Source organism: Flavobacterium ginsenosidimutans, from assembly GCF_037478105.1.
GTDB lineage: Bacteria > Bacteroidota > Bacteroidia > Flavobacteriales > Flavobacteriaceae > Flavobacterium > Flavobacterium ginsenosidimutans.
This window is the reverse complement of record NZ_CP147988.1, coordinates 1-21,218: the sequence shown is the minus strand read 5'-3', so window position 1 is coordinate 21,218 and position 21,218 is coordinate 1. Positions and strand designations below refer to the sequence as shown.

The window sequence follows — 21,218 nt, the reverse complement described above, 5'->3', positions numbered from 1 at the left end:
AGCCCAAAAGATGCGGAAAATAAGAAAAACACGGTTCGGTACAGAAAAACCCCACATCGCCCCAAAAGAAGCGAATGTATAAAGGCTATGTTATCAGTAAGTTAAGAAAAAGTTTTAAAAAAGATCAAAAAAAGGCGGATAAAAAGCTTGCGCAAGCGGAAAAAGGTTCTACTTTTGCACCCGCAACAGCGAAAGGCGCTCATCGAAATACCGGCAGGAAAGAAGAATCGGAGGAAAAGAAATTTTCTGAAAAAAGATTCGGAAAAGCTTGCGGGATTTGAAAAAAGCTTTTACATTTGCACCCCGCAAAACACGGAAGTTCATTGAGAGATTGGAAGAAAAATTGAGAAAAAGGAATATGTCGTCGCCTTTCTTTTAAGAATCCTCATCATGTATTTGATGGGGATTTTTTGGTTTTAAGCTGTATTAAAACAATACCGGAAAAGATTCAGTTGGCGGCTTGGTCCATAGGGAAATTACAGATGTGTAAGGCTGATAGTTTTAAAACTGTTAAATTATAGTCAATTGTTTGTGGTTAAACATTGATACTTTAGACTTTTTGGATATGAATAAGTATTTTTGTGTTTAAATTACTTTTTAAATATGAAGAAAAATATTTTATTGTTAGCACTTCTTGCTGTAACAGGCCTAAGTGCGCAACAACGTCCAAAGTTAGTTGTGGGTATAGTTGTCGATCAAATGAAAATGGAATATTTATATCGCTTTTCAGATGATTTTTCTCCAAACGGCTTTAAAAGATTAATGAATGATGGATTTACTTTCCAGAATATGCATTACAACTATATGCCAACTTATACTGCTCCTGGGCATGCTTCAATCTACACAGGTACAACTCCAGCTACTCACGGAATTGTAGGTAACGAATGGTTTAGTAGAACACTTGGGAAAGAAATGTATTGTACAGATGATGCAGGTGTGAAAACTGTTGGTGATGGAACGGCAGAAGAAGGTGCAATGTCTCCAAAAAACCTTCAAAGTACTACTATTACTGATGAAGTAAGAATGGCTACTAATTTTAACGGAAAAGTAATCGGAATGAGTTTAAAAGACCGTGGCGCTATTCTTCCTGCGGGACATTTTGCAAATTGGGCATTTTGGTACAGTAAAACAGGTTCTTTTATTTCGAGCACTTTCTACGGAGAAAAATTGCCTGAGTGGGTAACAGAATTCAATAACGAGAAAAATTACTTAAAATATATTAATAAAGGTTGGGATTTGTATAAGCCTGCTTCGGTTTATAATGAGAGTCTTCCTGACAACAATCCTTATGAAGGTAAATTATATGGAAGTGCTGCTCCAGTTTTTCCATATGATTTAAAATCTATGTATGAGAAGAACGATGCAGGAGTTATCCGTGCAACGCCATACGGTAACGATTTATTAGCTGAATTTGCAAAAAGAGCGATTGAAAAAGAAGAATTAGGTAAAGATAATATCACAGACTTCCTAACAGTAAGTTTTTCTTCTACAGATTATGTAGGCCATTTACTTGGGCCAAGATCTATGGAACTTCAGGATACTTATTTAAGATTAGATCAGACAATTGCTGATTTCTTAGCTTATCTTGATAAAACAGTTGGTAAAGGAAACTATTTACTTTTCTTAACTGCTGATCATGCTGGAGCAGAAAATGTAATTTATTTAAAAGATCGTAAATATAATGTAGATAATTACCCGTCTAAAGAGGTTAGAAAAAGTCTGCAAGATTTCTCAACTAAGACTTTTGGTGTAGATCTGATTCAAAACTATTCAAATTTTAATGTTTTCTTCAATAGACAAATTATTAAAGATAAAGGATTAGAACTTGCTAAGGTGAAAAGAGATTTTAAAGAGTTTTTAATTGCTCAGCCACAAGTTAAAAAAGTCTATACTGAGGAAGAAGTTTTAGCGAATGCTGGAAATGATTATTCTTTAAATTTTGTTGCAAAAGGTTATGATGTTACACAAAATGGAGATTTAGTTATTGTAGATAAACCAGGTGTTATTGAATATACACCAACTGGTACATCTCATGGAACTATTTATGCTTACGATACTCATGTTCCTGCAATTTTTTATGGATGGCATATTAAAAAGGGTGAATCTTATGATAAAAAAGCAATTACAGAGATTGCTCCAACAATTGCTCAAAAGATTAAAGTTACTTTTCCAAATGGAACTGAAGCTAAAGTAATGACTGAAGTTCTAAACGATAAAAAATAAATTTTAAAAACCTGTCTCTAAAAGGCAGGTTTTTTTATGCAATAAAAAAGGCTTTTCAATTAAGAAAAGCCTTTATAGTAGTGACTTAGTAAGCACTTATTAAGTATTAGCACTATGCGTTTGCTAATACTATTTCTTCGTTAAAAGGAAGATTCCAAGCTTCAGCAACTCCTTTATAAAGGATTTTTCCATTTGCTACGTTTAATCCTTTATTTAATTCTTCATTTTCTGTACAAGCTTTTTCCCATCCTTTATTTGCTAATTGTACAGCGTATGGTAAAGTTGCATTTGTTAAAGCTAAAGTAGAAGTGTAAGGAACAGCACCTGGCATATTAGCTACACAATAGTGAACAATATCGTCAATAATGAAAGTTGGGTTTTCGTGAGTTGTAGGAGTACAAGTTTCGATACATCCACCTTGGTCTACAGCTACGTCAACAACAACAGTTCCTGGACGCATTAATTTAAGCATATCACGAGTAATTAAGTGAGGCGCTTTTGCTCCTGGAATTAAAACCGCTCCAACAATTAAGTCAGCATCTTTAATTGCTCTTGTGATGTTGTAATGATTAGACATTTCTGTATTTACGTTAGCTGGCATAATGTCGTCTAATTGACGTAAACGTGGTAAGCTTAAGTCCATAATAGTAACCTGAGCTCCTAAACCTGCAGCCATTTTTGCAGCTTGAGTTCCTACAATTCCTCCACCTAAAACCAATACTTTTGCTGGTGGAACACCAGGAACACCTCCTAAAAGAATTCCTCTTCCTTTTAATGGTTTTTCAAGGTATTTTGCTCCTTGTTGGATTGCCATACGACCTGCAACTTCAGACATTGGAACTAATAATGGTAAACTTCTGTCTGTTTTTTCTACAGTTTCGTAAGCTAAACAAACAGCTCCTTTTTCTAACATTGCATGCGTTAATTCTTCAGAAGAAGCAAAGTGGAAATAAGTAAATAATAATTGATCTTTTTTGATCAATGGATATTCAGAAGCAATTGGTTCTTTTACTTTGATGATCATCTCAGCGATAGCGTAAACTTCTTCAATAGTTGGTAAAATAATCGCACCAGCTTGTGCATATTCTTCATCAGCAAAACCGCTTCCTAAACCAGCAGTAGATTGAACATAAACTGTATGTCCGTGTTTTTTCATTTCTGAAACACCTGCAGGAGTTAAAGCAACTCTGTTCTCATTATTTTTTATTTCTTTTGGAACACCTATTATCATTTGTTATATTTTTTTGTTTTTATTGAAATTGTTTTACAAATCTACAGATAGAGAATAAATTATGGTTTGAGGGTTAATAAATAAGAAAATATTATTTTATTTTTTAATTTTACAGAAAAATATTCTGTTTTGAAATGAATTTTATTCTTCAAAAAGAAAAAAAGACTGAATTCTATAGATTTTAATAAAACGTTTTCGTTATGGCTTTAGATGAAATTGACAAAAAAATCCTACGTCTTTTACAAGAAGATGCGCATTACACTTTAAAAGACATTGCAAACAAAATAAATTTGTCTTTAACTCCCGTTCATGATCGAGTGAAACGTCTTGAAAAAGATGGTATTATAGAAAAGTATGTTACTATTTTAGACAAGAAAAAACTCGGAAATAATCTTACGGTTTATTGTCAGGTAACCTTAACAAAACAGACTTATGATACTTCTGAAGGATTTAATCAGTCGATTTTAAATTTGCCTGAAGTTGTAGAGTGTAATTATGTTTCAGGAAATTTTGATTATATGCTTAAGATTATAATTCCAGACATGGAAAGCTATCATCATTTCCATCAAAAAAAATTATCCGTTTTGCCCGAAGTTTCACTAATCAATACAGTTTTTGTAATTTCAGAAGTAAAAAGTACGACGGTTTTACCTATTTAATAAATGAAAAAACCACCAAGATGAACTTGATGGTTTTAAAAAGAAAGTTAGTTTGGTTGAATTAATAATAAGTATAACGTCTCACTTTGGCAATATATTTTGCTAAGCGAATTACTTGATGACTATATCCGAATTCATTATCATACCAAATGTACAGCACGATATTTTTTCCATCTTTTGAAACAATTGTAGCATTGCTATCATAAATTGATGGTGCTGAAGTTCCAACAATATCAGAAGAAACTAGTTCGTTGTTTAATGAATATTTTATTTGCTCTACCAGCTCTCCTTCAAGAGCATACTTCTTCATTACCTTATTAATTCCTGCAATTGATGTTGCTTTTTTTACTTCTAAACTCAAAACTACTAGTGATCCATTTGGGACAGGAACTCTAATCGCATTAGAAGTTAATTTTCCTTCTAATGATGGCAATGCTTTTGAAACTGCATTTCCTGCGCCAGTTTCTGTAATTACCATATTTAAAGCAGCGGCTCTGCCACGGCGATATTTTTTATGCATATTATCCACGAGATTCTGATCGTTTGTATAGGCATGAATAGTTTCTAAATGTCCTTTTACAATACCAAATGTCTCTTCTATAACTTTTAAAACTGGAGTTATAGCATTGGTTGTACAAGAGGCCGCAGAAAAAATATCAATTTGATCTGGATCAAAATCATTATGATTTACACCGTGAACAATATTTGGAACACCTTTTCCTGGAGCTGTTAATAGTACTTTGCTAACACCATTTGATTTTAAATGTCGTTTCAAAGCTTCTTCTGTAATAAATGCGCCAGTGTTATCAATAACTAATGCATCGTGTATTTCATATTCTGTATAATCAATTTCTTCTGGTGAATTGGCAGTAATTATGTGAACGGTTGTCCCATTAATAATCAATGCGTTATTTTTTGAATCGACAACAACAGATCCATGAAAATCTCCATGAATAGAATCATAACGCAATAGAGAAGCTCGTTTCTCTAAACTTGTTACATCATGTTTATCACGGGTTACAATTGCTCTCAAACGCAGTTGATTTCCCTTTCCAGTTTTAGACATTAGCTCTCGTGCTAATATGCGTCCGATTCTACCGAAACCGTAAAGCACAACATCTTTAGGCTGAATTTCTACAGATGATTTCGCTTTTTTCAATTTCTCAATAACAAAATACCTTGCGTCAGGATATTTTTCGTCTTCTAAACGATATTCAAAAGTTAGTTTCCCAAGATCAATTTTTGCTGGAGGAAGATCCAGTGATAAAACAACTCTGGCGATTTCGACAGAATCGAATATCGTAATTGGTTTTCCAACAAATTCACCCGCATATTGGTGAAGATTGATAATATCGCTGACGTTTTTATCTAATAGCTGATTTTTAAATAAAACCATTTCTATCGATTTGTCATACCATAAATCGCTTATGATTTTAATTAATTCGACACCGGCTTTTCTTCGGTCGACTTGTAATGATACCTCTTTTTGGTATAATGATTTGTTATTCATAATTGAAAAAATAAAATGCTCACTATTTTAAAATTTTGCGCAAAAGTATCTATTTCAATCGATTTCGTAAACTATTTTAGCATTTATTTTTAAAAATAAAAAAGCCACCTTAAATTTCTTAAGATAGCTTTTTTTAGTTTTCAGTCGCAGTCTCAGTTTTCAGTTTTTTAATACTGCAAACTGAGACTGAATACTGCGACTTAAATTATAATTCTGAAAATCTCTCCGTTTCTGTTGATCATTTCAATTCGAACGCTTTGTCCTTCGTCTTTTTTGCTCAACAGTTTTGAAACAGTTTCAACATTTGTTGCTTTTACATTATCAATGCTCAAAATGATGTTTCCTAGTAATTCGTTTTGATATTGCATTAAATTCTCGTTTGTGATGTTTTTGATTTTAACACCATAATCAATTCTGAATTTTTTCTTATCAGCAGCGTCAATGTTTTCTAATTCGATTCCTTTAATTTCAGCGCTGTAAAACTCATTTTTACTTAAAGTTACAGGAACAGTTTTGGTTTTTCCATCTTTAATATAAGTCACTTTCACAATATCGTTTGGACGTTTCGTATTGATATAGCCAGATAAATCAGCATAAGTTGAAATATTTTGCTCATCAAGTTTTACGATAATATCTCCTTTTGTTAAACCAGCTTTTTCTGCACCAGAATTTTTAGAAACTCTATTAATATAGAATCCTTGTGTTTCTGTTACTCCTAATTCTTTAGAAGCAGTTGCATTCAATTCGCCTCCTTCAACTCCAAGAATACCTCTTTGAACATTTCCGTATTCCATAATATCCTCAATAATTTTGCGGGCAATATTAGAAGGAACAGCAAAAGAATATCCAACGTAAGAGCCAGTCATTGAAGAAATCATAGTATTAATTCCAATTAATTCGCCTCTCGCATTTACTAACGCTCCACCGCTATTGCCTGGATTTACTGCAGCATCAGTTTGAATGAAAGATTGTATTCCGCTTTGGTCTAAATTTCTGGCTTTCGCCGAAACAATTCCTGCAGTTACAGTTGAAGTTAAATTATATGGATTTCCAACAGCTAATACCCATTCTCCAACTTTTACATTGTCAGAGTTTGCAAAAGCAGTGTAAGGAAGTTTTTCATCGGCACTAATTTTCAATAGGGCAATATCCATTTTTGAATCTGTACCAATTAACTTCGCTTTGTATGATTTTTTATTGTTTAAAGTAATTTCAATTTCCGTAGCATCTTTAATTACGTGATTGTTAGTCACAATGTATCCGTCTTCAGAAATAATTACACCAGAACCAGTTCCTACTTGTTCTTGCTGTTGTTGTCCGCCATATCCGTAGAAAAATTCTAGCATTGGGTTGCTTACAGTTCTTCTCGAAACATTTTTTACGTGAACAACGGTATGAATTGTTTTGTCTGCGGCTTCGGTAAAATCTAATGTTTCAGCACCTAAACCAACATTTTTTCCATAAGAGTTAGGGGCAAGAGTTACAACAGAATTTCCTTTTCCAAAAAAAGAATTGTTGCTTTCAAATAATAACTTGTAAGCACCAAGAGTAATAGCACCACTTAATAATGACACTAGAAATAAGGCTGAAAATTTTTTCATATTAAAATTTGTAATTAAGTTATTAGAATTTAAGTTCATGTTTTTATTTAACGTAAAATTACTTCAAAAAATTATTTGTAAAAGTGGTTTAACTCTCTTTAACAATGATTAACATTTCATTAATTAATAGTTTGTACTTTTGTATTTCTAACAACTAAAAAATGCAAATAGAATTTTATAAATATCAAGGCACAGGAAATGATTTTGTAATGATTGATAACCGTTCCAATTTCTTTCCAAAAGACGATGTTAAACTTATTGAACGTCTGTGTGACAGACGTTTCGGAATTGGAGCTGATGGATTGATTCTTTTAGAGAATGATACCGAAACCGATTTTAGAATGGTTTATTACAACTCTGACGGAAACCAAAGTTCAATGTGCGGAAATGGCGGTCGTTGTCTTGTTGCTTTCGCTAATCAATTGGGAGTAATTGATGATAAAACGACTTTTATAGCTACTGACGGATTACATCACGCTTCTGTTAATGCTGATTCAATTGTTTCTTTACAAATGATTGATGTGAATGAAATTCAGAAAAAAGATTCTTATACTTTCCTAAATACAGGTTCGCCTCACCATGTTCAAATTGTAGACGATTTGGAACATTATAATGTAAAAGAAAACGGAGCTGCAATTCGTTACGGAGAATTATATGGAGAAAAAGGAAGCAATATCAATTTTGTTAAAAAAGTAGATAATGATACTTTTTCTTTGAGAACCTACGAAAGAGGTGTTGAAGACGAAACTCTTGCTTGCGGAACTGGAGCTACAGCCGTTGCAATTGCTATGAATGCTATTGGAGAAACAGATAAAACTTCAATTAATTTAAATGTTGAAGGAGGAAAACTGGTCGTTTCTTTTGATAAAGATAATGATGGTTATACAAATGTTTTCTTGACAGGACCTGCAAAATTTGTATTCAAAGGCACAATTGAGATTTAAATCTAAAATCTACAATCAAAAATCTAAAATTGTAAAATGATAACATTAAAAGGCGATTCTATTTATTTGCGTGCGCTTGAACCTCAAGATTTAGAGTTCATTTATTCTATCGAGAATGATGAGAATATCTGGGAAGTTAGCAATACGCAAACTCCTTATAGCCGTTTTTTGATTAAACAATATTTAGAAAATGCTCATCAAGATATTTATGAAGCAAAACAGCTTCGTTTGGCAATCTGTCAAGATGATGATTTTCCTGCTATTGGATTGATTGATTTGTTCGATTTTGATCCTAGAAATAATAGAGCAGGGATTGGTATTGTAATTCAGAAAGAAGAAAATCAAGGGAAAAACATTGGTTCTGAGGCTTTAGAGCTTTTAATAAAATATTCTTTTTACAATTTAAATCTCCATCAATTGTATGCAAATATTGGCGTACAAAATGTAGCCAGTGTCGCACTTTTTACTAAATTTGGTTTTAAGAAAATCGGAATAAAAAAAGACTGGATTTTGTATCATAACCACTATCAAGATGAAGCAATTTTTCAGTTAATTAATAAACAAATTTAAAATTTAAGCTTTGAGTCTAAAAAAAATAATCACAATAAGTGCCGTAGCCATAATTTCAGTTTTATTGATATATGGTTTTATTCTAGTAAATAAAATTTTTAGTTCTAATACTAAATTTGAAGAGAAAGAAGTATATGTTTACGTGCCTACAGACGCCAGTTATGCCGATGTAAAGAAAATTTTGGCACCTTATATAAAGAACTTTGACAACTTTGAAATGGTTGCAGAAAAAAGAGATTATCCGCAAAATGTAAAATCGGGTCGTTTTCTTTTAAAGAAAGACATGAATAATATTGATTTAGTTCGAGCGATGCGTTCTAATATTCCAGTTAAGTTAGTTTTTAACAATCAAGAGCGTTTAGAAAATTTTGCAGGAAGAATTGGTAAAGAAATTGAAGCTGACAGTTTATCTTTATTGAAAGCCATTAAAGATTCGACTTTCTTAGCAGCAAACGGATTTAATGAAGAAAACGTTTTTGCGATGTTTATTCCAAATACTTACGAAATTTACTGGAATACATCGGCTGAGAAGTTCCGTGATAAAATGATTAAAGAATATCACAATTTCTGGACAGCTGAAAGAATTGAAAAAGCAAAAGCACAAGGTTTAACTCCTGTTCAAGCTACAATTTTAGCGTCAATTGTTCATAAAGAATCAGTTAAAAAAGATGAAAGACCTCGTATTGCGGGTGTTTATTTAAATCGTTTACGTTTAGAAATGCCTTTACAAGCAGATCCAACAGTTATTTATGCTTTAAAATTGAGAGATAACGATTTTGATCAAGTTATTAAAAGAGTTTTTTATAATGATTTGGTAATGAGATCTCCATATAATACTTACGTAAATAAAGGACTTCCTCCTGGACCAATTGCAATGCCTGATATTACGGCTTTAGAAGCTGTTTTAAACCCAGAAAAGAATGATTATATCTATTTCTGTGCAAGTGTTGATCGTTTCGGATATCACGAATTTGCTGCAACATTGGCGGAGCATAATGTAAATGCAAAAAAATATTCAGACTGGATTGCAAGTCAAGGTGTGACAAGATAATTTAGTTTCTAAAAAAAATATTATAAACCGAAGTAAATTTTGCTTCGGTTTTTTTATTTCTAATTTTATTCAAAATTAATTTTGCTTTGAAAATTATTAAATTAATATTTTGATCAATTTTTAAGTTGGGACTAATGAAAATTTAAACAATTTTCGACAGTAAATTTTATAAAATTCGAAAACTCATTTTTAAAATTGACACAAAAAAGACAAATTAAATGTAATCCATTTCTTTCATTTTTAATGAATTTGCTTAAAATTTATATAAAATTGATTTTTTTTAGACCTCAATTTTCGGTTTTTAAGGTTAAAAAATCATTACCAAAATCTTTCGGAATCCATTACTATATCTGGGATGAAAGCGAATCCTAATATTTCTTTAAAAATGTTAAAATGCTGGTTTTAAGCATATTTCGAAATTGTCTTATCTTTGCACCGTAGAAATTTCAAGAGAGTGACAGTGTCTTGAAGAAAAACAATTTATGATAAAGAAATGGTATTTTTATGCGAGTTTAGTCGTTATTATTACATTTTTAAGTTTGGGATTTATTCCCTCAAATCACGAAACCAAACCTTGGTTTTTAATTGAAAAAACAGATGGATCAGAATACATTTTTCCATCAAAAGAAAAGAATGATTATCCGAACACCAACGTCCCATTCACAGGAAATCATCTTATAGGATTTAAAGAAGCAGTAGCTTTTAAAGAATCGCAAGGGCAATACAGATTAGTAAATTCCCTTGGTTATATGGGTAAATATCAATTTGGTTCTAAAGCTTTAAGAGCAATCGGAATTAATGATAATAAAGCCTTTTTAAAAGATCCCGCTCTACAAGAAAAAGCTTTTATAGCTTTGTTAGCCAAAAACAAATGGATTTTACGTTACGAAATCGAAAAGTATCAAGGTAAAATCATCAGTGGTATTGAAATTACCGAATCTGGAATTTTAGCTGCAGCGCATTTAGGTGGCGCAGGTTCTGTAAAGAATTTTTTCAAAAACAAAGGAAGCAGACATTTTAGAGATGCTTTCGGGACTTCTTTGAAAAGCTACATGAGAGATTTTGCAGGTTACGATCTTTCTTTTATAGAAGCAGATAGTAACGCAACAGTAAACGACTAAATTAAAAGAGGTTGTTTCACAATTGTGAAACAACCTCTTTTTCTATTGAGTATGTTCTTTATGAGCTAAAACGCTATCTCAAGAACTTTATTTATTTTCCGTATCTCTAATAACTGAAAACTGCGACTGCGACTGCTAACTTTAATCTATTAAGGCTTCTAAAATTTTTATAGCAGCTTCACTTATTTTAGTTCCAGGTCCAAAAACTGCCGATGCTCCAGCATCGAACAAGAATTGATAGTCCTGAGACGGAATAACACCGCCTACAATTACCATTATATCTTCGCGTCCATGTTTTTTTAGTTCTTCAATAACTTGCGGAACTAATGTTTTATGACCAGCAGCAAGAGATGAAACTCCCAAAATATGAACGTCATTTTCTACAGCTTGTTTTGCTGCTTCTGAAGGAGTTTGAAATAACGGACCTATATCAACATCAAAACCTACATCGGCATAACCTGTTGCAACTACTTTTGCACCTCGATCATGACCGTCTTGTCCCATTTTTGCAATCATAATTCTAGGACGTCTTCCTTCTTGTTTAGCAAAAACATCTGCTAGTTGTTTTGCTCGTTCAAAATTTTCGTCATTTTTTATTGCTGCACTGTACACTCCGCTAAAAGATTTGATTTGTGCTTTAAAACGACCAAAGACTGTTTCCAAGGCATTACTGATTTCGCCCAATGTTGCTCTGTTTCTTGCAGCTTCAATTGCAATTTCTAGTAAGTTGCCTTGTCCGGTTTGTGCACAAAGGATTAATTTTTCTAGTGACTTATTTACTTTTTCAGAATCTCTTGTTCGTTTTATTTCTTCTAGACGTTCAATCTGCTGTTTACGAACCAATTGATTGTCTACATCTAGGATATCTAATGGATCTTCTTTTTCTAAACGAAATTGATTAACGCCAACAATAATATCTTGTCCGCTGTCAATTCTTGCTTGTTTTCTTGCTGCGGCTTCTTCAATTCGAAGTTTCGGAATTCCTGCTTCAATTGCTTTGGTCATTCCGCCAAGTTCTTCTACTTCTTCAATTAGTTTCCAAGTTTTTTCAACAATATCGTTTGTCAGACTTTCAACATAATAACTTCCAGCCCATGGATCTACGGTTTTGGTAATTTTGGTTTCTTCTTGAAGAAATATTTGAGTATTTCGAGCAATTCTAGCCGAGAAATCTGTTGGAAGTGCAATTGCTTCATCTAAAGCATTGGTGTGTAAAGATTGAGTTCCACCAAAAACCGCTGCAGCAGCTTCTATACAAGTTCTCGCCACATTGTTAAACGGATCTTGCTCGGTTAAACTCCATCCGCTTGTTTGGCAATGTGTTCTTAAAGCCAAAGATTTATCACTTTTCGGATTGAATTGCTGTAATAATTTCGCCCAAATCATTCGTCCAGCTCTCATTTTGGCAATTTCCATAAAATGATTCATACCGATTGCCCAAAAGAAAGATAATCTTGGAGCAAAATCGTCAATCGTCATTCCTGTTGATAATCCGGTTCTGATATATTCTAAACCATCGGCTAAAGTGTAAGCTAATTCAATATCAGCTGTCGCACCAGCTTCTTGCATGTGGTAGCCAGATATGGATATCGAATTGAATTTTGGCATTTTCTTGCTCGTAAATTCAAAAATATCGGCGATAATTTTCATCGAAGGAGTGGGAGGATAGATATAAGTATTTCTAACCATAAACTCTTTCAAAATATCGTTTTGAATTGTTCCTGCCAGTTTTTCTGGACTAACGCCTTGTTCTTCTGCAGCAACAATGTAAAAAGCCATAATGGGTAATACTGCTCCATTCATGGTCATAGAAACCGACATTTCGTCCAACGGAATCTGATCGAAAAGCACTTTCATGTCTTCAACAGAATCAATTGCAACACCTGCTTTTCCAACATCACCAACGACTCTTTCGTGATCTGAATCGTAACCGCGATGCGTTGGTAAGTCAAAAGCAATGGAAAGTCCCTTTTGTCCTGCAGCTAAATTTTTTCTGTAAAAGGCATTACTTTCTTCCGCTGTCGAAAATCCTGCATATTGACGAATAGTCCACGGACGGCGTACATACATCGTTGCATACGGGCCACGTAAATTGGGTGCAAAACCAGCTCCAAAATCAAGAAATTCTAAATCTTCGATATCTTTCTCCGAATAGTTTTTTTTGATTTCGATTCCTTCAGCAGTCGTAAAGTTGTCAGAACTAGAATTAACTTTTGGTTCCTGACTTTTAACTTCTAGCTTTATATGTTTAAGGTCTTTTCTAATCATTGAGACACTTGTTTTTTGAATTTGTAATTAATTACGGTTGAGATTATTATTCAAGCTCCAATCTTTCTTGCTCCATTTTCTCAGCCAATCTTTTTTCAATAATTGGCGTAATTAATGTTTTTCTTGGTTTGATTTTTACAAAAGGAAACAGTTCTAAATCATGTTTCATTCGGTCTTCTTTGTTGGGATATTTATTAGTTCCTAAAAGAATTTCTTTTTTAGAATCGAATAATTCCTGCTCTTTGTTCGCACTTTCTTGAATTTTCTTTTTGATTGTTCCGTCGTTTAAAAGTTTCAAGAAACCTCCATTGGCTTCGATGTCTTTAAACAAAGTCAAGCTTTTTTCAGCCAATTGCATGGTCAAACTTTCGATATAATAACTTCCGTCGGCTGGATTATTTACTTTGTCAAAATAGCTTTCATGTTTTAAAATCAAAAGCTGATTTCTCGCAATACGATCGCCAAATTCATTGTCTTTGTGATATAAAGCGTCGTAAGGTAAATTAGCAATCGCATCTGCACCTCCTAAAATTGCCGACATGCATTCGGTTGTTGTACGAAGTATATTCACGTTGTAATCGTAAATAGTTTTGTTTCGTTTTGTAGGAGTTACCAAAAAATGGCATTTTATTTCTGAATTATATTCTTTAGCTATTAAATCAAAAAGCATTCGGAGCGCTCTAAGTTTAGCAATTTCGAAGAAATAATTGGTCCCAACTGAAATCTGAAAAACAATTGATTTTCTTTCGATAGAAAAACGATTCAAATATTCGTTTGCATGTGCTAAACTATAAGCAATCTGCTGTGTAATATTTGCTCCAGAATTTTGATATAACCCCAGATCTACACTTAGCAGATTTAAATTTGTTGTGTTTTTAAAAAGTATATCTAAAGTTTCAAAGTTATTTTTCTCTGAAGTTGCAAACCAATTTCCATCTTTTGCCAATTGACCAATTGGATCAAAATTACAATAGAAAATGGCTTTTTTCTGAATCGAAATCGTGTCTAATTTTTTAACGAAATCGATTGAGATAAAATTGAAATTAAAGTAAACGTTTTTGTTTTCTAAAGGAAGATTTTCCAATAGTTTTTGAACGTCAACTTTATCATTTTCAATTGTAAAACGAAGACTTTCTGCACCTCTTTCTAAAGTATTCAAAGCACGTTCGATAGATTTTTCTACATCGAAAACAAAGATATTTTGGCAGATTTTAAAATCTGAGGCTTGAGTATTTACATTTGCTGCTTTTGTAAATTCATCGCTATGATAAAAAGGTTTTACCTGAATATTCTCCGGAGAATTCCAAATAACAGTCTGATTGTAATCGGCTCCATCTAATTCAAACTGAATTTTTTGTTTCCATTGTTTGGATGAAATCGGATTAAAATCGTCGAATAGGTTAGTGGCCATTGTGTTTTGTTTGATTATTCTTTTTCTTGAATGGTGTCTCCTTCAAATTGTATGATATAAATATCTTCGCTGTCTTTTTTCATGAAATACTTTTCGCGAGCGTATTTTTCAATTTGTTCAGGATTTTTGAGCTGTTTGATCTGCTCTTGATCTTTTTTGATCTCGTCCTGATAATACTTTTTATTATCCTCAAGTTCATGAATTTGCTCATCTAAAAAGCGATGATCAAAATAGGAGTAATTGTCTAGAAATAACATCCAAACTATAAAAAACAGCAAAACCCAAACGTATTTGTTTCCTAGGTATTTGAACCATTTTTTGTCTTTGTATGGATTTTTAAATTTCATCTTAAACGAATATTTCTTTTGAATTTGAATGTTGTCTCTAGCCCCGATAGTAGTGAAAATCCTTTTGTGCCGGGGTTCGGCACAAAAGATTGCAATGGATAGCGGGAATCAGCTCCTAATTATTATGGTTTAAATTTACGATAAAAATTATGAAATTCTCTGATTAATTACAGCGCGAACTACATCAATTGCTACCGTATTGTATTTGTCATTCGGGATGATAATGTCTGCAAAAGCTTTAGAAGGCTCTATAAATTGCTCATGCATAGGTTTTAAAGTCGTTTGGTAACGGTTTAAAACTTCATCAATATCACGTCCTCTTTCTGAAATATCTCTTTTTAAACGACGAATTAATCTTTCGTCAGAATCTGCATGAACAAAAACTTTAATATCAAACATATCTCTCAATTCTGGATTGGTCAAGATTAAAATTCCTTCCACAATCATTACTTTTCTAGGATGTGTCGAAACAGTGTCGTCTGTTCTGTTATGCTGAATAAAAGAATAAACAGGTTGGTCAATTGTTTCACCTGCTTTTAGTGCTTTTAAATGTTTTACCAATAATTCGAAATCAATTGCTCTTGGGTGATCAAAATTGATTAATGCTCTTTCGTCAAACGATAAATTATCGGTTTGTTTGTAGTATGAATCCTGAGAAATTACTCCAACTTCTGTATGTGGCAATTCGTTCATGATTTGGTGTACTACTGTTGTTTTTCCGCTTCCTGTTCCTCCTGCAATTCCTATAATGAGCATAAAATTTTTGTTTGATATTTGTTTGGCAAAAATAATAATTTAACTGAATTGTATTAAAATATTATGATTTTAAACATATAAGTAACGTAAGTAAAATTAAGCTAGAAAATGTTTAAACAAAATGTTACTTAACTGAAATTATATTGCTTATATGGTGAAAAACATAAAAAAAATCCCGAAAGTAAACCTTCGGGATTTCGTGCAATCAGTATAGTTTTAAAAAAATATTCTGAATTTAGTAAGCACTTGTAATTATTTATTCTTTTTTGCTTTTATCATCATTTCAAGCTGATCCCAAAGTTCTTCTGGAATTGCTTCTAATAAATTGAACTGTCCAGCGCCTTTTAGCCATTCACCACCATCAATCGTGATTACATCTCCGTTTATATAAGATGAAAAATCAGAAACTAAATACGCTGCCAAATTGGCTAATTCTTGGTGATCTCCAACTCTTTTTAATGGCACTTTTTTAGCCATATCGAATTTTTCGGCTAAATCTCCAGGTAATAATCTGTCCCAAGCTCCTTTTGTTGGAAATGGTCCTGGAGCAATTGCGTTAGAGCGAATTCCGTATTTTGCCCATTCTACAGCAAGACTTCTAGTCATTGCCAAAACTCCTGCTTTTGCTGTAGCACTAGGAACAACATAGGCAGATCCAGTCCAAGCGTAAGTTGTAACAATATTTAAAATCGTAGCAGAAGTTTGTTTTGTATCGATCCAGTGTTTTCCAAAAGCCAACGTACAGTTTTTAGAACCTTTAAGCACGATATCTATCACAGTATCAAATGCATTTGCTGATAATCTTTCGGTTGGCGAAATAAAATTTCCTGCAGCATTATTTAAAAGAACATCTACTTTTCCGAAAACTTTTAAAGTTTCCTGAAGCATGTTTTCTACTTCTTCGTAATGACGAACATCACATTGAAGAGGAAGACATTTACCTCCAGTTTGGCTTTCCAGTTCGGCAGCTGTAGTTTTTAACTTTTCTAGATCTCTAGAAGTTATGGCTACTTGAGCTCCTAATTCGAGAAAATATTTGGTCATAGCTTTGCCTAAACCGCTTCCGCCGCCTGTAACGACAATGACTTTGCCTTGTAAAGCATCATCACGTAACATTTTATCTGTGTAGCTCATACTTTTTTCTTTTTTTGCAATATTAGTTAAATAAAATAGGATGCATGCATAATAATGTTATAAAATTTTGAAAAAAATTATATTTCAGATAATTTTTTTGCTGCAGATTCTAATGTGAAGTTATCCTTTGCGAAACAAAAACGAATTAACTTTTGATCTTTATGATCTGAATAAAAAGTTGAAATTGGTATTGCCGCAACTCCGTGATCGATAATAAGGTTTTTACAAAAAGTCACATCGTCTTTGTCTGAAATGTTTGCATAAGAAGCAACCTGAAAATAAGTTCCTTCACAAGGTTTCAATTCGAAACGGCTATTTTGAAGCAGTTTCTGAAAATAATCTCGTTTTTCCTGATAGAATTTCCCAAGTAAATTTACATCGACAACATCAAGATATTCGCTTATGGCAAATTGGGAAATGCTGTTTACACTAAAAACCAAAAACTGATGCACTTTTTTAATTTCTTTCATTAAATGTTCTGGCGCAATGGTATAACCAATTTTCCATCCTGTTATATGAAATGATTTTCCAAAAGAAGAAACCATAACGCAACGATCTAAAAGAAAATCTTTAGTGTGTGCTGAAATATGTTTTTCTTCGAAAGTAATGTATTCGTAAACTTCGTCAGATAAAATGATAATATCTGGATATTTTTCAAGAAGATTTTTTAATTGAACAAAATCATTTTGAGTTAAAATTTTCCCTGTTGGATTATGTGGATTATTGATAATCATCATTCTGGTTTTTGCAGAACAAGCTTTTTCAATTCTTTCCCAATTTGGAGTATAATCGTCATTCAGTGCCACTCGAACAGGTTTTGCTTTACAGAGTAAAACTGGAGACTCGTAAGAATCATAACTCGGATCGAGAATAATTACTTCGTCATTATCTTTTACTAAAGCTAAAATTGTGGTAAAAATTCCCTGAGTTGCTCCAGCCGTAACCAAAAGTTCTGTGTCAGAATTTATTGTTCTGTTATAAGAATTCTGGGTTAACGTTGCAATTTTGTTCATCAACGGCGGATAACCTGCCATTGGTGTATATTGGTGAACGTTTTCTTTCGCTAATCTCGAAACAATATCTGTTAATCTTTCATCAACTGGAAAATTTGGAAATCCTTGAGAAAGATTTATAGCATTGTATTCAGCAGCCATTTTAGACATTACTGTGAAAATGCTTGTGGTTACGTTTGGGAGTTTACTCATGATATGCGTCTATTGGTATCGTTAAATAGTAACGAACTCTTACAAGTCTATTATTATGCATTCCAGGAATCCATTTTGGACATTTTTTAAGAACTCGAATTGCTTCGTTTCCAGTTCCAAAGTCTGCATCTTTAGTGATTTTTATGTCACTTAAATCGCCGTCCTTTTCAACTATAAAGTTTACATCAACGATGCCTTTTACCTGAAGTTCTTCTTCGGGATATTTATAATTGTATCTAATGAATTTTTGAAGTTTTTCAATTCCTTTTTCAAAGTCAGGTTTTACATCTATTGAGTCAATATTATATATTTTGTTATCTTCTTTTGTTTTAATTTTATTGACTTTGGTAGGTGTATTTGTCTCAGATACATAATTGCTATCTTTAATAATATTCTCTTCTGTCTTTTTGTCTTTTAATGCTTTGTTGTCTGGTGAAGAAATACAGTGTGTTAAACAAAGAAATAGCAGAGCTGAGATTCTTTTCATAAATGAAGATTTATTAATTTACATTTTATGAATAATAAAAATCGCAGGACGTTTATCTAAGTCAACTTTTAACTTTTTCCAATCCGAAATTTTCATTGTTTTGATAAATTCTGTTGGCAAAGTAATATCTGCCGCAATACAAAGATGAGTTGCAGGACTTAAAATCTGCAAAAGATCTTCAATCAGTTTGTTGTTTCTGTATGGAGTTTCAATGAATAGTTGCGATTGGTTTTTATCATAAGACAATTTCTCGAAATGACGAATTGCCGATTTTTTCTCGTCTTTATCAATTGGTAAATATCCATTAAAAGTAAAACTCTGACCATTCATTCCAGAAGCCATCATTGCCAATAGGATAGAAGAAGGTCCAACTAAAGGTACAACTTGAATTCCTTTTTCATGAGCCAACTTTACAATTGCGGCACCTGGATCTGCAACTCCAGGACAGCCAGCTTCACTCATTAATCCCATATTTTTTCCTTCTAATAAAGGTTTTATGAAATCATTATGTTCGCTAGTTTCTGTTCTTTTATTTAAAGTAAAAAGAACAAGTTCAGATTGTTTCTTTTCAGGATAAACTGCTTTTATAGATTTTCTCGCTGTTTTGTCGTTTTCAACAATATAATGGTCGATAACTTCTATCGTTCTTCTAACGGTTTGTGGTAAAACATCCATCGGATCGCTTTCGCCCATTGTAGTTGGAATTAAATATAATTTTCCGAGAAGTTTCATGTGTTTGTTTTTCTTTAAAATTAAAAAATTCAATTATCTCTTTTTTAGAAATAATTGAATCGAATTAGGAGTGTTTTTTAAGTAATTGATCTGCAATAAGATCTGTTACTTCGTCCAGCATTTTGTAAACGTTGTCAAAACCATTTGTTGAACCGTAATATGGATCTGGAACATCAACATTTTCATCTGGAAATAATTCGTTTAAAATCAAACGAACTTTGTTTTTATGCTCGGGAGTTTTTGCTAAATGAACAACATCACGAAAATTTGAATTATCCATTACATAGATATAATCAAATTCATCAAAATCAGAAACTTGAATTTGTCTCCCTTTTTGAGCACTGATGTTAATTCCGTTTTTTTTAGCTACTTCAATTGAACGTTTGTCTGGGCAATGCCCGATATGCCAAGAACCTGTGCCAGCCGAATCGACAAAGAATTTATCTTGAGGTAATTTAGAAGCTAAAATTCCTTCTGCTAAGGGAGATCTACAGATGTTCCCTAAACAAACCATTAAAACTTTTACTGGCATGATTCGCGTTATAGCGTTAGTTTTTTATTGATATCTTCAACAAACTTTTTAAATTGTTTGTCTGTAGAAACTAAATTATCGACTGTTTTACAAGCGTGAAGAACAGTTGCGTGATCGCGATCTCCAATTTGTGAACCAATATTAGCGAGAGAAGCTTTGGTGAATTTTTTTGCAAAGAACATAGCGAGCTGTCTTGCTTGTACAACGTGCCTCTTTCTAGTCTTAGATTGAAGTGTTTCAATATCCAATTGGAAATAATCTGAAACGATTTTTTGAATATAATCGATTGAGATTTCTCTCTTTACGTTTTTAACAAATTTCTCTACAACGCTTTTCGCTAATTCAATCGTAACTTCTTTTTTGTTGAAAGAAGATTGAGCGATTAAGGAAATAATAGCGCCTTCCAATTCTCTAACATTTGATTTAATGTTTCGAGCAACATATTCTAAAATATCTTCTGGCATCTCAACACCATCACGATATAAAATGTTTTTTAAGATCGAAATACGAGTTTCGTAATCAGGCTGATGTAATTCTGCAGATAATCCCCATTTAAAACGAGACAATAATCTTTGTTCGATATCCTGCATGTCAACAGGAGCTTTATCTGAAGTTAAGATTACTTGTTTTCCGTTTTGGTGTAAATAGTTAAAAATATGGAAGAATACATCCTGTGTTCCTGATTTTCCAGATAAGAACTGAACGTCGTCAATAATTAAAACATCAATTAATTGGTAAAAGTGAATAAAATCATTACGATTATTCTTTTTTACAGAGTCAATATATTGTTGTGTAAAAATCTCAGCAGAAATATATAAAACGGTCTTTTCCGGATACTTATCTTTTACTTCTACGCCTATAGCATGTGCTAAGTGTGTTTTTCCTAAACCAACTCCTCCAAAAATCAATAAAGGATTAAATGAAGTTCCTCCAGGCTTGTTGGCAACAGCCATACCTGCAGAACGAGCCAAACGGTTTGAATCTCCTTCAAGGAAATTATCAAAACTGTAGTTCGGATTTAACTGAGACTCAATTTTTAAATTTCTAATTCCAGGAATTACAAATGGATTTTTTAGTTCAGGATTTAAGTTTTTAAACGGAGCGTCAACCTCTTGCGGTTTCATTGGCACTCTGTTGGAACTTGGCAGCTGCTCGGTAAACGGCTGTTTATTTCCATAAGTGTTCTCCATTTTAATTTTATAGAGTAACTTTGCGTTTTTTCCCAGTTCTTTGGTAAGCGCAACTTTCAACAATTTTACGTAGTGCTCTTCGAGCCACTCGTAGAAAAATTTACTTGGAACCTGAATGTATAATGCGTTATCGGTTAGCTCAACTGATTTGATTGGTTCAAACCAAGTTTTATATGCTTGGTCTTGAATATTATCCTTTATAAAGGACAAACAGTTTTCCCATACCGATTGAGCAGTTTTAGTCAT

20 protein-coding genes are annotated in these 21,218 nt (G+C 32.8%); 7 read left to right on the top strand and 13 right to left on the bottom strand.

From position 1 onward, the window contains the following. Positions 1-74: 74 nt before the first annotated feature. Together V6624_RS00100 and pafA are read left to right on the top strand one after the other, a co-directional pair. Positions 75-281: a hypothetical protein gene (locus V6624_RS00100; protein ID WP_338840463.1), complete on the top strand. Its 207-nt coding sequence runs from the start codon at positions 75-77 to the stop codon at positions 279-281. A 322-nt stretch (positions 282-603) separates the two neighbouring features. Beyond that, positions 604-2,223 carry an alkaline phosphatase PafA gene (gene pafA, locus V6624_RS00095; protein WP_111289244.1) on the top strand — a complete coding sequence of 540 codons (1,620 nt, stop codon included), beginning with the start codon at positions 604-606 and terminating at the stop codon, positions 2,221-2,223. Positions 2,224-2,335: 112 nt separating this feature from the next. Here the strand turns inward: pafA and ald are convergent, their stop codons facing one another. Then, entirely contained in the window at positions 2,336-3,454 is a 1,119-nt protein-coding gene (ald, locus tag V6624_RS00090) for an alanine dehydrogenase (RefSeq protein WP_111289242.1), read from the bottom strand. Between the two features lie 200 nt (positions 3,455-3,654). Between ald and V6624_RS00085 the strand changes: the two genes are divergently transcribed. Next, a complete protein-coding gene (locus tag V6624_RS00085; protein WP_053474073.1) occupies positions 3,655-4,113 on the top strand; it encodes an Lrp/AsnC family transcriptional regulator in 459 nt (152 codons plus the stop codon). 61 nt (positions 4,114-4,174) lie between these two features. On the opposite strand, the gene V6624_RS00080 is transcribed toward V6624_RS00085, so the two are convergent. Beyond that, positions 4,175-5,623, bottom strand: a complete 1,449-nt coding sequence (locus tag V6624_RS00080) for a glyceraldehyde-3-phosphate dehydrogenase (protein ID WP_111289240.1) — start codon at positions 5,621-5,623, stop codon at positions 4,175-4,177. Positions 5,624-5,823: 200 nt separating this feature from the next. Next, complete coding sequence (locus V6624_RS00075; protein ID WP_111289284.1) at positions 5,824-7,224, bottom strand: trypsin-like peptidase domain-containing protein; 1,401 nt, start codon at positions 7,222-7,224, stop codon at positions 5,824-5,826. Positions 7,225-7,385: 161 nt separating this feature from the next. Between V6624_RS00075 and dapF the strand changes: the two genes are divergently transcribed. The 4 genes from dapF (at position 7,386) to V6624_RS00055 (ending at position 10,910) form a co-directional block, all read left to right on the top strand. Further along, a complete protein-coding gene (dapF, locus tag V6624_RS00070) occupies positions 7,386-8,168 on the top strand; it encodes a diaminopimelate epimerase (RefSeq protein ID WP_111289238.1) in 783 nt (260 codons plus the stop codon). 36 nt (positions 8,169-8,204) lie between these two features. After that, on the top strand, positions 8,205-8,738 hold the full coding sequence (locus tag V6624_RS00065) for a GNAT family N-acetyltransferase (protein ID WP_111289236.1): 534 nt from the start codon (positions 8,205-8,207) through the stop codon (positions 8,736-8,738). 10 nt (positions 8,739-8,748) lie between these two features. Further along, entirely contained in the window at positions 8,749-9,789 is a 1,041-nt protein-coding gene (gene mltG / locus V6624_RS00060) for an endolytic transglycosylase MltG (RefSeq protein ID WP_111289234.1), read from the top strand. Positions 9,790-10,271: 482 nt separating this feature from the next. Beyond that, positions 10,272-10,910 carry a peptidoglycan-binding protein LysM gene (locus V6624_RS00055; RefSeq protein WP_111289232.1) on the top strand — a complete coding sequence of 213 codons (639 nt, stop codon included), beginning with the start codon at positions 10,272-10,274 and terminating at the stop codon, positions 10,908-10,910. 141 nt (positions 10,911-11,051) lie between these two features. Here the strand turns inward: V6624_RS00055 and scpA are convergent, their stop codons facing one another. From scpA to dnaA, 10 genes are all read right to left on the bottom strand, one after another. Then, positions 11,052-13,178 (bottom strand): methylmalonyl-CoA mutase, encoded by a 2,127-nt coding sequence (gene scpA / locus V6624_RS00050; RefSeq protein WP_338840458.1) that lies wholly within the window; start codon positions 13,176-13,178, stop codon positions 11,052-11,054. Positions 13,179-13,224: 46 nt separating this feature from the next. Continuing rightward, positions 13,225-14,589: a methylmalonyl-CoA mutase subunit beta gene (locus V6624_RS00045; protein WP_338840456.1), complete on the bottom strand. Its 1,365-nt coding sequence runs from the start codon at positions 14,587-14,589 to the stop codon at positions 13,225-13,227. A 14-nt stretch (positions 14,590-14,603) separates the two neighbouring features. Beyond that, positions 14,604-14,936, bottom strand: coding sequence for an FtsB family cell division protein (locus V6624_RS00040; protein ID WP_248727971.1), 333 nt, complete (start codon positions 14,934-14,936; stop codon positions 14,604-14,606). 147 nt (positions 14,937-15,083) lie between these two features. Next, on the bottom strand, positions 15,084-15,692 hold the full coding sequence (gene udk / locus V6624_RS00035; protein WP_250837162.1) for a uridine kinase: 609 nt from the start codon (positions 15,690-15,692) through the stop codon (positions 15,084-15,086). Between the two features lie 252 nt (positions 15,693-15,944). Then, a complete protein-coding gene (locus V6624_RS00030) occupies positions 15,945-16,826 on the bottom strand; it encodes an SDR family oxidoreductase (RefSeq protein WP_162614997.1) in 882 nt (293 codons plus the stop codon). Positions 16,827-16,903: 77 nt separating this feature from the next. Further along, on the bottom strand, positions 16,904-18,031 hold the full coding sequence (locus V6624_RS00025; RefSeq protein WP_111289224.1) for a methionine aminotransferase: 1,128 nt from the start codon (positions 18,029-18,031) through the stop codon (positions 16,904-16,906). Further along, a complete protein-coding gene (locus tag V6624_RS00020) occupies positions 18,024-18,518 on the bottom strand; it encodes an energy transducer TonB (protein ID WP_111289222.1) in 495 nt (164 codons plus the stop codon). The genes V6624_RS00025 and V6624_RS00020 overlap by 8 nt, the downstream gene beginning before the upstream one ends. Before the next feature lie 18 nt (positions 18,519-18,536). After that, positions 18,537-19,250 carry an SAM-dependent methyltransferase gene (locus V6624_RS00015; RefSeq protein WP_111289220.1) on the bottom strand — a complete coding sequence of 238 codons (714 nt, stop codon included), beginning with the start codon at positions 19,248-19,250 and terminating at the stop codon, positions 18,537-18,539. 64 nt (positions 19,251-19,314) lie between these two features. Then, a complete protein-coding gene (locus V6624_RS00010) occupies positions 19,315-19,782 on the bottom strand; it encodes a low molecular weight protein-tyrosine-phosphatase (protein WP_111289218.1) in 468 nt (155 codons plus the stop codon). Positions 19,783-19,790: 8 nt separating this feature from the next. After that, the gene (dnaA, locus tag V6624_RS00005; RefSeq protein ID WP_091492283.1) at positions 19,791-21,218 is read right to left on the bottom strand and encodes a chromosomal replication initiator protein DnaA; all 1,428 of its coding nucleotides are present in this window, start codon (positions 21,216-21,218) and stop codon (positions 19,791-19,793) included.